The sequence below is a fragment of the Xanthovirga aplysinae genome (assembly GCF_009711365.1).
In the GTDB taxonomy this organism is placed as follows: Bacteria; Bacteroidota; Bacteroidia; order Cytophagales; family Cyclobacteriaceae; genus Xanthovirga; species Xanthovirga aplysinae.
Genome location: NZ_SMMB01001248.1, coordinates 1 through 14,434 on the forward strand (window position 1 = coordinate 1; position 14,434 = coordinate 14,434).

Annotated in this window: 12 protein-coding genes and 1 tRNA gene; 2 read left to right on the forward strand and 11 right to left on the reverse strand. The window is 38.0% G+C overall.

The window, feature by feature from the left end; all coding sequences use genetic code 11:
• Positions 1-27: 27 nt before the first annotated feature.
• The 3 genes from E1171_RS19020 to E1171_RS19030 form a co-directional block, all read right to left on the reverse strand.
• A complete protein-coding gene (locus E1171_RS19020; RefSeq protein WP_155207643.1) occupies positions 28-1,602 on the reverse strand; it encodes a hypothetical protein in 1,575 nt (524 codons plus the stop codon).
• Between the two features lie 155 nt (positions 1,603-1,757).
• Positions 1,758-3,008 (reverse strand): site-specific integrase, encoded by a 1,251-nt coding sequence (locus E1171_RS19025; RefSeq protein ID WP_155207644.1) that lies wholly within the window; start codon positions 3,006-3,008, stop codon positions 1,758-1,760.
• A 264-nt stretch (positions 3,009-3,272) separates the two neighbouring features.
• Positions 3,273-3,346, reverse strand: a tRNA-Arg gene (locus E1171_RS19030).
• A 154-nt stretch (positions 3,347-3,500) separates the two neighbouring features.
• Here E1171_RS19030 and E1171_RS19035 point away from each other — a divergent pair.
• Positions 3,501-4,325, forward strand: coding sequence for an outer membrane beta-barrel protein (locus E1171_RS19035; protein WP_155207645.1), 825 nt, complete (start codon positions 3,501-3,503; stop codon positions 4,323-4,325).
• Positions 4,326-4,453: 128 nt separating this feature from the next.
• Here the strand turns inward: E1171_RS19035 and E1171_RS19040 are convergent, their stop codons facing one another.
• From E1171_RS19040 to E1171_RS19060, 5 genes are all read right to left on the reverse strand, one after another.
• Positions 4,454-5,662: an NADH-quinone oxidoreductase subunit D gene (locus tag E1171_RS19040; RefSeq protein WP_155207646.1), complete on the reverse strand. Its 1,209-nt coding sequence runs from the start codon at positions 5,660-5,662 to the stop codon at positions 4,454-4,456.
• A gap of 85 nt (positions 5,663-5,747) precedes the next feature.
• The gene (locus tag E1171_RS19045; RefSeq protein WP_155207647.1) at positions 5,748-6,248 is read right to left on the reverse strand and encodes an NADH-quinone oxidoreductase subunit C; all 501 of its coding nucleotides are present in this window, start codon (positions 6,246-6,248) and stop codon (positions 5,748-5,750) included.
• Between the two features lie 14 nt (positions 6,249-6,262).
• Entirely contained in the window at positions 6,263-6,784 is a 522-nt protein-coding gene (nuoB, locus tag E1171_RS19050; protein WP_155207648.1) for an NADH-quinone oxidoreductase subunit NuoB, read from the reverse strand.
• A 237-nt stretch (positions 6,785-7,021) separates the two neighbouring features.
• Positions 7,022-7,534, reverse strand: coding sequence for an NADH-quinone oxidoreductase subunit A (locus E1171_RS19055; protein WP_155207649.1), 513 nt, complete (start codon positions 7,532-7,534; stop codon positions 7,022-7,024).
• A 282-nt stretch (positions 7,535-7,816) separates the two neighbouring features.
• Positions 7,817-8,455 (reverse strand): LON peptidase substrate-binding domain-containing protein, encoded by a 639-nt coding sequence (locus tag E1171_RS19060; protein WP_155207650.1) that lies wholly within the window; start codon positions 8,453-8,455, stop codon positions 7,817-7,819.
• Positions 8,456-8,731: 276 nt separating this feature from the next.
• Here E1171_RS19060 and E1171_RS19065 point away from each other — a divergent pair, with 276 nt between their 5' ends.
• A complete protein-coding gene (locus E1171_RS19065; RefSeq protein WP_155207651.1) occupies positions 8,732-8,983 on the forward strand; it encodes a T9SS type A sorting domain-containing protein in 252 nt (83 codons plus the stop codon).
• Between the two features lie 62 nt (positions 8,984-9,045).
• Here the strand turns inward: E1171_RS19065 and icd are convergent, their stop codons facing one another.
• The 3 genes from icd to E1171_RS19080 all read right to left on the reverse strand — a co-directional run bounded on the left by icd (position 9,046) and on the right by E1171_RS19080 (position 14,415).
• Complete coding sequence (gene icd, locus E1171_RS19070) at positions 9,046-10,311, reverse strand: NADP-dependent isocitrate dehydrogenase (RefSeq protein WP_155207652.1); 1,266 nt, start codon at positions 10,309-10,311, stop codon at positions 9,046-9,048.
• A 178-nt stretch (positions 10,312-10,489) separates the two neighbouring features.
• Positions 10,490-11,308 carry a 3-methyl-2-oxobutanoate hydroxymethyltransferase gene (gene panB, locus E1171_RS19075; RefSeq protein ID WP_155207653.1) on the reverse strand — a complete coding sequence of 273 codons (819 nt, stop codon included), beginning with the start codon at positions 11,306-11,308 and terminating at the stop codon, positions 10,490-10,492.
• Positions 11,309-11,667: 359 nt separating this feature from the next.
• Positions 11,668-14,415: a VPS10 domain-containing protein gene (locus E1171_RS19080; RefSeq protein ID WP_155207654.1), complete on the reverse strand. Its 2,748-nt coding sequence runs from the start codon at positions 14,413-14,415 to the stop codon at positions 11,668-11,670.
• Positions 14,416-14,434: the final 19 nt, after the last annotated feature.

Genomic DNA, 14,434 nt, shown 5'->3' on the forward strand with positions numbered 1-14,434 from the left:
TAAGGAAACTCTTTTCCTATGGGAAAATCAATCATTTTTATTTTTAATTAGGTGAATCAAAATTGCCTGCATTTCTTTCAGATATGGATTAGCTAGCAGCTCTTCATTATTTAAACGGCTCAGTAAAGATTCAATGTGTTTCATCGGCTTTCCAGAATTGAAAAAGGTGGACGTTTCCAAAAATCTGGCAATTTGATGATGGGTGTGTTTTGAAGAAATGATCCCTGCCTCTTTTAAAGAAAGGAAAAATGCCGCCAGGTCATTCCTACTCATTTCAAAGGTAAGTGGCTTAATTTGGGGCTCTTTTTTTTCCTTGGATTCATTGGGTGAATTCACTTTGGAAAGCTGTTTTAATTCCTTTTTTATCAATTTAAGAACGTGAAAAATAGCTGGTTTTTGTCCTTCATAATGATGGTAAGGTTTGAAACTACTGGCTGCCAATTGATGGACCTGATACTCCTTCTGTAACTTTTTCAGGTAAAACCTCTTTTCTTGGTTCTCCATAGTTTCCATTTTTTCTTCCTGAAAAGCGTCAAAATACTTTAAAATGAAAGCAGGTGAGAAATTGGATTTGACCAGGTAGGGAAGCAGTTTCTCCTCCAAGGGTTTAAGGTTATTTTTAAATACTCTTTTTGAACTGAGATAAGTTTCAATCCCATTGGATAATTCATAAAAGACCGTAATGTGGAGGTGCTCATGTTCACTAAGCGGCTTGTGCGCTAATTCCAGGAATTGCTCTACCGGAAATTGGACAAGCTTTTGAAGTGGAAGTGAAACAACCTTGACTTTGATAAGGTCCAACAGATCTTTTTTTGACTGCACTTCCTCTTGAGAGTAAAAAATTTTACAGTTTCCTTCTACTCGAGTTCTATTGGCTAACAAGTCGGGATCTGTAGCTGCAAAAGAGAGAGATAGTTTTTGGGAAAGACTGCACAAGGTCTCCTGAAAAACACTGTAAAGTAAAAAGGTCTCAATTTCTGCCTCAGTCCTTTTGTTTTTTTCCTGGTATTGTACCTGCTTTATCCGCGCTTCCCTAAGAAGGTGGTCCAGTTGTTTTAATTGTACGCTTAAAAAGTCAGAGGCCCTGCTGCAGGAGGTTTGAGCAGTATATCCTTTAAAAATTCTTCTGTAAGCCCTGTGTCTTTCTTTGTTGAGCAGCAACTCAACAAAAGTTTTCCTGTAATCGGAAGGTGACAGATTGGCTAAATCCAGTCGGAAATAGGATATTTCAGCCAGAAGTTCTTTTTTATTTTCAAGGTATTGAAGGCTGATAGACTTTAAATTTTTGGGATGATTGCCTCTCTCCTTCCAAACTAACTGCTTAACGGTTTCGGATAAGTTAGCGAAGAGCTTTTCATTTTGTAGGGGCTGGGTAATAAAAGTGGATTTTAAATTTAGTTTTTGCCTGGAACAACTTTCCCATTCTTTTACTTTTTTGATAACCCATTGATTATTTTTTTGGAGGTGAAGTTTGATACGGAACAATAGGTAATTTTCAGCTTCCAGCATCCGAATTTTTTCATACAGACAAGAGGTAGTGTATTTTTTCTCAAATATCTTTTCTCTTAGTAGTTCATCAAAAAGAGATAATATATAGGTCATACACTCCTTTGGTTTTAATTCCCACTATTTACTCATTATTTTCAGAAATATTTTAGATCAAAAACGATAAAATAATATCAAATATTATTCAATAAGTACTTTTGAAAATGAAAAAAATACAAATTAAAAATATTAGCATATTATAAAAAAAACCTCTAAATAAAATTTTTAAAATCTTTATCTTGCTCTTCCTTCTTGATTAACCTTTCCCTTAGCAGGCTCATATCTTCGCTAATCTTACTTTGAACGACCTTTGCATATATCTGTGTGGTTTTTATATCACTGTGTCCTAACATGGCACTTACACTTTCAATAGAGACCCCATTGGTAAGGGTAATGGTAGTAGCAAATGTATGCCTTGCCATGTGAAAGGTAAGGGTCTTTTTGATTTCGCATAGATCTGCAATTTCCTTGAGGTAAGCATTTAACTTTTGGTTACTCAGAACGGGTAGTAATTTCCCTGTGCCATCAACCTCTGGATGTGTGGCATATTTTTCCAGAAGCTTTTCGGCTTTTGGTAATAGAGGAACGTTATAGGGTGTTCCTGTTTTTACTCTTTGACTAGATAACCATTTGCTGTTGTCTATTCCTGTAACCAGATAATCTTTGGTAATACTTTTCAAATCAATATAGGAAAGACCGGTGTAGCAGGAAAAGAGGAAAAGGTCCAGCACCAATTGTAGGCGATAAACAGAAAAGGTTTTTTCCTCCAATACCTTCAACTCCTCTTCTGTCAAAAATTCCCTGGTGGTTTTTTCTTTTCTGGCTTTGAATTTGGCAAAAGGGTCCTTGTCTACCCATTCATTGTCTACGGCCATTTTGGTGATTTTCCTGACTCTTTCAATATGCTTTAGTGCTGCATTATGAGCATTGCGTTTATCCGACTTAAGCCAGTATTCAAAATCGGCAATAAATTGATAGGTTAACTTCTTAAGGGGTATGTCTTCGACTTTATAGAAGTTGTCTATAAATTCTCTTAAATGGCTCAGGCTGGTTTTGTACTTACGGTAGGTTCCTTCGGTGTAAGTGGTGCCAACCTGGGCTTTCACTCTTTGGGTGTAATCTTCCATCAATGTGACGATGGAATGTTGCCGTACAGCCTTGCCCAAATAAATATCTCGGATCAACTTTGGGGAAACTACATCTCCCCTATCGATCAAACGATGGTAAATCTCTCCTAATTTGTAGTTGATCTTATCTAAACGGGCATTGATGGTACGAGCTTCTTCAGAATACCCCCCTGCCCTTGCTTTTTTAGCATCCCACTTCTCAGGAGGAAGGGAACAATGTGTGGACAACTCCGCTCTTTTCCCATTAATGGTAATGCGCGCATAAATGGGAGCAAACCCTCTTTTATTGGTTTTGTATTTGTAATGCCAAAATAGAACGTTGAAGGTATTCTCCATCTACTTAGGGGTTAAATGAGAAAATGGTGACCGAATGCCTCACTTTGCTCAATAATCTACTAAGTATAAAACAGGAAAACAAGGATTTATGTTGTGTAAAGAAAGATTAAGAGCTCAAAAATGGTGACCGAATGGAGAGACATGGTGACCGAATTGGTGACCTATTTAGTGGGATTTATTGAACGGTTTAGGGGTTTTCCAAAAACAAAAAACCGCCTTTAGAAGCTCTAAAGACGGTTTTGTAGTTATTTACTTTATTTGCTGTGAACTCGGAGGGAGTCGAACCCCCAACCTCCTGGGCCGTAACCAGGTGCTCTATCCAGTTAAGCTACGAGTCCATTAAAAGTTATTCGGGATTCCTCTCTCATTCCTTTAATGTGGGACAAAGGTAGATAAATATTCTTTAAACAAAAACGTCTCCAGCAAAGTTTTTTTTAAAAATTCACCTTTAAAATCGGCCCTGGGAAGCTTAAATCATATAATCCACAGACTATGAATAAGTTAATAACTTCTCTGTTTTTACTCTTTTTTTTAGCGTCATTGACGGTTTTTGCTAATGATAATAATAACAAAGAGGAAGAGGGCAAAAAGGATAAAAAAGGGCTTAAGCGGAAGTATGAACAACCCGATATTCCAGGAATTATTTACTTCTCTTTAGGTCTTAATTCATTAAATAATCGTCCTCAAGTGTTTAAATTGAATGGTTGGGGGTCCCGAACTTTCGAAGTCTATTACTTTTATAACATCCCTTTGGGAAGGTCATTTTTAGCGCTGAGACCAGGGATTGGGTTATCCATGAATAAATTTAGTTTTAAACGCCTCGCCGGAAGAAGAGATGCCTTTACACTCGTAGATTCTACCCGAACTATTACTCTAATTGAAAAACTTACTAGGCTTGATCAATTTCAATTTCTTACACGAGTTTTTAAAAGTCAATTTGAACTGGATTTTATCGACATCCCCTTTTTCCTGTATTTTTGGAGTGAGAATGAATTAAAACGAAAGGGCTTTTTTGTAGCCATTGGTGCTCGACTAGGCCTTCGCTTCGATTCTAAGACTAAAGTTAAATTTCGACAAGATGCCAAAGTAAAAATAAATAAACGGAAAGGGAAGTTCACCTTTAATAATACACGGGTCAGTATTGGTGCCCGAGCAGGATGGAAAAATTTTAGTGCCTTCTGGTGGTGGACTACAAGTCGTATTTTTGTAAGAGGACAAGATCCACAACAAATTATTCCCGTAACAGATCAACTACAGTTTGTAGGTGCTGACAGGATGAATTATATGACCTTTGGATTTAGTGTTTCCTTCTTATAAATATCCAAAAACAAAAAAATCAAGGAAGGAACCCTTCATAGGAGCGCAAAATTTCCAGTTCCACCTCCACTAAAACATGGGGTTGCAATAATTCGGATTTCCTCCCACTGTTTTATTATTAAGTATCCTTATCGGTCCACCTCTCCCATTACAAAATCAATTGAACCGACAATGGCAATCAGGTCGGCAATCATTACACCTTTTGAAATCTCGGGAAGAACAGAAAGGTTACTAAAACAACAAGATCTCGCTTTGCAACGAAAAGGTATATCACTTCTTCCATCAGCACGAAAAAAGAAACCCAGCTCCCCTTTGGGATTTTCGGCTCGCACATAAAGATCCTGCTTTTTGGGTCGAATTTTTTTAGGTACATGAGCCTGGGGATCAAAATCCCTTGTTCGTTTGAGGTCCGATTGAAGCCGCTCCAGACATTGTTCAATTATCCGGATAGATTCGTCACATTCTTTTACCCGAACATAATTTCTGTCCCAACAATCTCCTACTGTACCCATTTCACCTCTGCCAATAGGAATGTCAAATTCCAGTTCAGGATAAACGGAATAGGCATCCACACGACGTAGGTCATACTTTAAACCAGAAGCCCTTAAGATGGGCCCTGAAACGCCATAATTTATTGCCAAATCCATGGGCAAAACACCAATATTAGCAGTACGCTCCACAAAAATTTTGTTTTCAATGATTAGTCGGTAGAGCTCATCCAATTTTGGTTTTAAATAATCAATAAATTCCTTGCATCGTTCTTCAAAGCCAACAGGAAGGTCGTAAAATAAACCTCCCACCCAGATATAATTATACAGCATTCGAGCACCACAAGTCCATTCCAACAAACGGAGAATATGTTCCCTGTCGCGCATCAACCATAAAAAAGGAGTATAGGCCCCTATATCCATTCCATAAGTACCTATGGCTAAAAAGTGGGAAGCCAGACGATTCAACTCTGCAACCAACACTCGGATAAACTCTACCCGAGGGGAAATATCCTTTTCAATCCCCAACATCCTTTCCACTCCCATTACATAGGCATGCTCTGAATTCATTGCTGCTAAATAATCCATTCGATCAACAAAGGGGATCGTTTGATTATAGGGCATAGATTCAGCATGTTTCTCAAAGCAACGGTGTAAAAACCCCAAGTGCGGAACCACATCTTTTACAATTTCTCCATCGGTAATAACTTCTAATCTCATTACTCCATGAGTAGAAGGGTGCTGGGGACCTACACTGAGAATCATTTCATCCGACTTTATCTCTTCCTCAGTATATTTATTAGGTTCAGATTTTAACAGATGGTCTTTATGATATTGGTATTGAGGCATTTTTTAAATGAATAATTAATATTGAAGAACGAGGTATGAAGAGTTAAGTAGAGGAATAACCTATGAGTTATTACTTTTTATTTAACTAATATTCTACTTTTATTCCATGGTAGGTTTCCAAATCCTGATAATCTTTTCTCAAAGGATTACCTTTCCAATCTGCCGGAAGTAAAATTCTCCTAAGATCAGGATGGTTTTTAAAAGCAATACCCACCAAATCGAAAGCCTCTCGTTCATGCCAATCTGCTGTTCTCCATATATGGCTAACAGAAGGCACCTCAGGTAGGGCCTTTCCTTCCTCATTCCGGGGAACAACCACTTTTAACATTAAATGATGATCGAAAGGAATAGAGTACAGATTATAAACCACTTCCATGGTATTTATTTGTGGACCATTGTCAATAGCGGTGAGACATGAAAGAAAATCAAAATAAGTAGCTTCATGCTCATACAGAAAACGACAAATTTTCGCCACCTGGTCAACAGGTACAAATAATGATTCTGGCGAAGAGGTTAAATCCTTTTCGAGAATTACTTCTTCACCAAATTCAGATGATATTAATTCAACAATTTCTTCAAAGGTCATGGTAAAGGGTACTTTCAGGCATTCAGTTTTTTATTTAGTTTCAACAAAGCTTCTGGAGCCATCAAGCTTTCATTCCTGATTTTTTCCTGTAGTTTCAGGATTCCCCCTATAAGGGCTTCAGGTCTTGGCGGACAACCCGGCACATAAACATCTACAGGGATTACTCGATCAACACCTTTCACCACATGATATCCATGCTCCCAATAAGGCCCTCCACAATTGGAGCAAGACCCCATAGAGATCACATAACGAGGTTCGGCCATTTGCTCATATAACCGTCGAACTCTGTCAGCCATTTTAAAAGTAACTGTGCCCGCCACGATCATCACATCAGATTGACGAGGCGATGGACGGGGAATCACCCCAAAACGGTCCATATCGTAGTTAGAGGCATAACCAGACATCATTTCAATAGCACAACAAGCAATTCCAAAGCCCACAGGCCACAATGAAGATAGTCGTGCCCAATTTATCAGGTCATCTACCTTGGTGACAATCACCCCTCCGGATCCAAATTGTTGATCTAATAAGCCCATTGAAAAATTGACAATTTAAAATTCACAAAAGATGCTACTGAATTATTCCCAGAATTCTCTTTCTTCAGAAAAAGATTGCCTTAAGCGGCCTTCAGAACTCCATTAAACCATTTTCACCCTTTTTGATGAAGAAAGAGTCATATGGGAGTTCTATAGGATAAACGAACATCATCTAATGATCATTTTGATTTAGATTATAAAGCACAAATGAAAATCAAACCCATTTAGAAACCTTCCTTAATTTTCCGTTTCTTTTGATTTCCCTTTTTTAACTGAGTGAGTGCGGGCATTGATATGTTTATAGGCCGATTGTGGAATTGCTGATTCAAAGGAAGGAACTACCGCCTTAGGTTTTTCCCAATCCAGATCTCCCTTAACCCAAGCATAGGCTAATCCCAAAGCTAAAATTCCTATAAACAGAAACATTTCAAATATCGTGAACCATCCCCACATTCCATGTGTCTGTTCAATTAATACCTTTTGTCCAAAAACTGTGGCCCAGGGAAATAAAAAGACAAGTTCAACATCAAAAAGCACAAAAATAACCGCTATGATATAAAATCGAATATTAAATCTCCCCCATGCTGTCCCCACAGGTTCATCTCCACATTCATAGGTGGTTAACTTCTCTTCATTGGGACGATTTGGCCTAATAAGCCAGGCGGTGATCAAACCACCCATCAAAAAAAAGATACCTCCTATAATAAAAAGAAGTATTTCCCCGAATTCTGATATTTGCGTTCCAGCCATAAATTTCACTCTAAAAGCCAAAGATAAATAATGAAGAGTTAAGAGTGAAGAGTTTAGGGTGAAGAGTTGAGTTATGATTAGTGGTTGGATTACAAAATAAGGGAGGAATAAAACCCTGTCGCCTCTAATATTTGCATCTATATATCCAAGGACCAAAGAATTAACCTAATTATCATTTTACCCTAAGAATCATTGTTCAAAAAGGGATCAAACCATCACCACAATAAGTTTTAATCAAGGTTTATTAAGAGCATGGTTAAAAGCTCAAAAAATTAATATTTATCAAAAATTGAGTGGATCAAAGTAGCGGAAATAGCCATTCATTTTTACTCGAGCACGCATTTCTTCTACCTGTTTGATAAGTGGAATTGCTTTTTTCAGATGGTTTATAACAAGTAGTTGCCTATCATTTTCATTATCAGTGCTCAAGATCTTATATTCCTGACTACGATTCATCCCCACCTTATGGGCCAAATTATAGGCGTTCAGCCCTTCATTGATCTGCACATCTTTCACCATATTCAATGTCATAAAAAGCTCCCTCACCAATTGCAACATCTCCTCCTTCACCTCCTCTTCTTCATTATCAATATCTTCCAAATATAAAACTTCTCCAACCGCATATTTCTTTCCCGGAGCTGGGTTTTCGTAATTCTCTATTTTAAACACTTTTTCTCCTCGAACACTAATGTCCATACATCCGTCGTCATAGATTTTTTTTACACCCAAAATTTCTACTTCGGTCCCATATTCAATGGATTTTTTTATATAAGACGGTATGCCGAAATTTGTATTTAATGCCAGGCAATCATTGACCAAATCCTTGTAACGGGGTTCAAAAATGTGAAGGTTTAACTTCTCACCTGGAAATAAAACAATTTGCAACGGCAATAATGGTAACTCACCTCCCATATACATCATACATGATACAGGTTGATAAAGTTCTATACAAAAAAGGGTTTTCTAATGACCTTAATTTCTGCTTTACATTTAAAAAATTTACTCTTTAAAATTACCTGTTCTAAAAATTGATTAAAAGTTTATACTTTTACCCATTAACGAGAAACCTAAATCTATATAAATTACATTTCAACCACCTTAGGTAAAATCCTATTTAGAAAACTAACCATTAACTCTGATGCCGAATATGGAATTAAAACAATTGCATTAACAGGTGAAGGAACGATAATTAGTGGTTTGAAAGATGGTTTTGATGATCTGGATTTGAGGCTTTATCCAAACCCAGCCAAACAGGAATTGAACGTCCAATTGAAGGAAAAGACGATTAAGGAACTCAAAGTTTTTGACCTGAATGGTGAACTACTACAGAAAATGATACAATCCAATAAGGCGGAATTAAACTTAAAAGGCTTTGCTAACGGTTTTTATTCAATTAGAATAGAGACGGGAAATGAAGTTATTGTGAGAAAGATTGTAATCAGCAATTAGAGCTTCTCTATAAAAAAAAGCCCAAATTATTGGGCTTTTTTTATCTTAATTGAGAGTATGAATTACATGTTATTCACAATCTCCTGACCAAATTCAGAACACTTCAAAAGAGTAGCTCCTTCCATTAGTCTTTCAAAATCATAAGTAACCTTCTTTTGTTTAATAGATTCTTCCAACCCTTTGTACACCAAATTAGCAGCTTCCTGCCATCCTAGGTGCTCCAACATCAATGCACCTGAAAGGATTACTGAACCAGGGTTTACTTTATCTTGTCCTGCGTATTTAGGAGCAGTACCATGAGTAGCCTCGAAAATAGCATGTCCGGTAGCATAGTTTATGTTTGCACCAGGGGCAATACCAATACCTCCCACAATAGCTGCCAAGGCATCAGAAACGTAGTCACCATTTAGGTTAAGGGTAGCAATCACAGAATATTCTGCTGGTCTCAACAAAATTTGCTGTAAAAAGGCATCAGCAATGGAATCTTTGATCAAAATCTTTCCCGCCTTCAAAGCCTCATCCTGTGCAGCATCGGCAGCAGCTTTTCCTGATTCTTCAGCAATACGATCATATTGAGCCCAGGTAAACACTTTGTCTCCAAATTCTCTTTCTGCTAAAGCATATCCCCAGTTTTTGAATGCACCTTCGGTAAACTTCATGATATTTCCTTTGTGCACTAAAGTTACAGAAGGCTTATTATGCTCAATGGCATAATTTATAGCACCTCTAACCAAACGCTCAGTACCTTCGATAGAAACCGGTTTAATACCAATAGAAGAAGTTTCTGGGAAGCGAATTTTAGAAACACCCATTTCGTTTTTCAAAAAGGCCTTTACTTTGTCTGCCTCTGGTGTTCCAGCCATGTATTCAATTCCTGCGTAGATATCCTCAGTATTTTCCCTGAAGATCACCATATCAGTCTTAGAAGGATCTTTTACAGGAGAAGGCACTCCTTCAAACCACCTCACAGGTCTAACACAAGCATAAAGGTCTAATTCTTGTCGTAGGGCTACATTCAAAGAACGAATTCCTCCTCCTACAGGAGTAGTCAACGGTCCTTTAATTCCCACCAGGTATTCATTAAAAATATCGAGTGTTTCTTTTGGTAACCATTCTCCTGTTTTATTGAAGGCTTTCTCACCAGCAAGCACTTCCTTCCAAACAATTTTTTTATTGCCATTGTAAGCCTTTTCTACAGCAGCATCCAATACCTGCTTTGCAGCCGGCCAAATATCTACTCCAGTACCATCTCCTTCAATAAATGGAATCGTTGGATTATCAGGAACAATCAGCTTGCCGTCCTGAATTGTAATCTTTTGTTCGCTCATAACTGATATTAAAAATTTACGTAAATTTTCACAAAATTTAAGTTGGACAAAAATAGGTTATTTACCAACCGGAATAAATAGATTTAACCAAGAATATTTAGAATTTGATCACGATAAAGTTCTAAAGAGTTTAAGGCCAAAATGATATAGTGAGGGCTTGGTTCTTAATTCCCAATTCTTAATAGCTTTCTTTTTCATTTGGGAAGTCCTTATTCTTGACATCCTCAATAAAGGCAGAAACGGCTTGGGTAATCACTGCATTCAAATCTGCATAACTTCTTAAGAAACGAGGTTTAAATTCATGTGTAATTCCCAGCATGTCATGCACTACCAGCACCTGCCCATCTACCTCAGGGCCAGCCCCAATTCCAATAATTGGTATGGAAACTTCTCGTGCCACTCTCCCTGCTAATTCCGCAGGTATCTTTTCTAGTACAATTCCAAAACATCCAGCTTCTTCCAACAATTTTGCATCCTCAATTAGTTTTTGGGCCTCCTCTTCCTCCTTTGCCCTAACGGTATAGGTTCCAAATTTATAAATAGATTGAGGAGTAAGACCTAAATGGCCCAGCACAGGGATACCAGCGGTAAGGATTCGGCGAACGGATTCAATGATCTCACTTCCTCCTTCTACTTTTACTCCATGAGCACCCGCTTCCTTCATAATTCGGATAGCAGAACGCAAAGCCTCAGAAGAATTTCCCTGATAGGAACCAAATGGGATATCGACCACAACAAAAGCCCTTTTAACGGCCTTGATTACAGAGGAAGCATGGTAAATCATTTGATCCAAGGTAATGGGAAGGGTAGTTTCATTTCCTGCCATCACATTGGAAGCAGAGTCCCCAACTAGTAACACATCAATTCCTGCATTATCCAATATGCGTGCCATGGAATAATCATAAGCAGTTAGCATGGAAATTTTCTCCCCACGCTCCTTCATTGCCTGTAATTGATGAGTGGTTACTCTTTTTATATTAGATTGATGAATGGACATAATTTTAATGATTTAATGATCCCTAAATTAGAAAAAATATTGGCCACTATTCTGATCGTGAGGTCAACATTTCAAAACCGAGATAAATAACCAAATGGATAACCAAGGGGAGCCCTCAATTTTCTCATAAGGAAATCTTGATTTCTCTCTGATTCTTTTTCTTTGACCATTTTTAGCACGGAAACCAAATCAGAAGTGCCAAGGTTAAAAGCCAATGCAATTAAAAGAAAAGGTTGGGAAGCACAAAAATTTCAGGCTTTAAACTTATTTCATGTTCTGGTTAACTTAAAAAAGAGGCTAAGCAATTTTCTTTTCAAAAAATCACCTAGCCTCCTTTAAAGTTTAGTCAACTATTGACCTTAAATAATTTCAAAAGTTGTTTCTGCAACAGAATTTCCGTTAATAAATTTCAAAGTGTAAGTACCCTTTTGGGCGTATTCCCTCTCTCCTACTTCTTTTCTTCTACTTCCTTTGCCTTTATAAGATGCCTTTTTAACATCCCAAGAAAGTTGATGAAAACCTTTAGAGCCATCTGCAATTAAATCTCTTACTAAAGCTCCTTCCTGATTATAAATTTCAACTTTAATAGTTTGTGAATTTTGTCCAATATAATACAAGAAGTCAACTTTGGGCTCTTTTGCTTCTATAAAAGCGAATCGCTGTACACCCCATCTTTTGGAAAATTTCAAGCTTTCTGTTGGAAATGCAATTACAGCTTCATTTTCCTTACCTTTCATTTCCTGAAGAGGCTTTACATCCATCACATAAACACTCCTGCCATGAGTACCAATAACCAACTCATTCTCTCTTGGATGCACTACCATATCGTAAGAGGCAACATTTGGAATGTTGTACACAAAATTCCAGTTACTACCACCATTTAGACTAATGTAAGTTCCATGTTCCCTACCCACATATAATAAATCAGGGTTTACAGCATCTTGTAATACTATATTTACTGGCTCAGCAGGAAGGTTTCCTTTTAAAGAAGTCCAGGTGTTTCCAAAATCCGTACTTTTATAGACATAGGTAGTAAAATCATCCTTGGTATACCCACTTAAAGAGACAAAAACAGTTCCTTCCTCATGAGGAGAAGCCTGAATTTTGGTTACCCACAGTCCTTCCGGTAATCCGTTATTGATCAATTCCCAAGTATTTCCCCCATCTTTGCTTCGTTGAATATTCCCATCATCGGTTCCCACATAAAGTAAACCGAACTTAAGAGGAGATTCCGAAATGGAGGTAATCGTAGAAAAAGGAACATTTCCCTGAGGAAGATCTTTGGTTAGGTCACCGCTAATCGCCTCCCAATTATCTCCCTGATCCATACTCCTGTACAATTTTTGAGAGGCAGTATAAATAATATCAGCATTGTGAGGGCTCATCACCACTGGGGTACGCCAATTGTATCGCAAGGCAGGCTCTCCTAACTCCCGAACAGGGGTAATGTATTTATCTTCTCCAGTTCGAAAATTCCTTCTATAATAGTTTCCAAATTGAAATCCCGTATAAACGACCTTACTATCCCGAGGATCAAGGACCACAAACATTCCATCTCCTCCCATAATCTCTTTCCAGTTTTCTGTCTCATTTGGAATAGATTTAGAAGACCCATAGAGTGTCCCATTATCTTGCATTCCCCCGTAGATATTGTAAGGTTCTTCCATGTCAACAGCAACCGAATAAAACTGCCCTACAGTCATATTATTAATATGACGGAAGGAAGCTGCCCCATCATAACTCTCATACAAACCACCATCATTTCCTAGTAATATATGATGGCTATCGTTAGGATCAATCCACATGGACTGCTGATCAGCATGTACTTTTTCTCCCACTTGTTTGAAAGTTTTACCCCCATCAGTAGATTTTACTAAGGGCACTCCTAAAACATACAATTCATCTGAATTATCAGGGGACACTCGCACCTCACCGAAATAATAACCATAGGTATAATATATACCATCCATACTTTGTTCATTGACCTTATACCAGCTTTCTCCGGAATTATCAGAACGATATAATTCCGCACCCTTCACTGTAGTCTCCATCATGGCAGTCACAGCATCCCCTAGATAATCAGCCAATGCGGAAGGCAGATATTTTTCATCAGAAACATCCTTCTTAATACTTTCAGGCGTATATTTCTTCGGAAAACCATTTTCTTCCAAAAACTCTTTTAGAGCGACATTGTCAATTTCCTGAAAGTCAGCAACAGACATATCAACAAAATCCCTGGCCTGTAACTTTCCTTTTTCGGTTTTATCTTTTTCCTTTTGCTCTTCGCTTTGATTATCTACTAAAGCATATAATACATTAGTTTCTGAAGGAGAAATAGCTAAACCTATTCTTCCCATACCTTTACCTTCAGGGAGCCCAGCAGCCATCTTTTGCCAGTTTTCTCCACCATCGTCGGAACGATAAACAGCAGAACCTTCTCCATTTCCCACGAAATCAAAAGCTTGCCTACTTCTTTCCCAGGTTGCAGCCCACAATTGATCAGGATTTTCAGGATTAATCACTAAATCAATAACCCCCGTGCTGTCATTGACGAAAAGGGTTTTATCCCATGTCTTTCCTCCATCTGTGGTTTTATAAACACCCCTTTGAGGATTTGCCGAATATAAAGCCCCCAAAGACGCCACCCATACTGTATTAGGTTGTTTTGGATGGACGATAATCCTACCGGTGTGCTGAATGTTATCTAGTCCCAATTGCTTCCAATTTTGACCTCCATCATCACTTTTATATATACCAGAACCTGCATAACTTGATCGGCTACTGTTATTTTCACCAGTCCCTACATAAATTATCTTTTCATCTGATGGAGCCAGGGCAATATCCCCAATTGTCAATGTTCCCTGATTATCAAAAATCGGTTCAAAGGAGTTTCCTTTATTTTCAGTCTTAAATAGTCCTCCCGAAGCATATGCCACATAAAAAAACTTTGTATTGGAAGGGTTCACTGCCAAATCTACAATACGAGCACCCTGCACAATGGGACCTACACTTCTCACAGGATAATCAATAAACGGAGAGGTATTTCGAAGTTCCTGCCTTTGTTCAATGTCTTCCCATCCCGGCATACGATTTGCTTTTAATCCCACAAATTCCGGCTTTTTTACC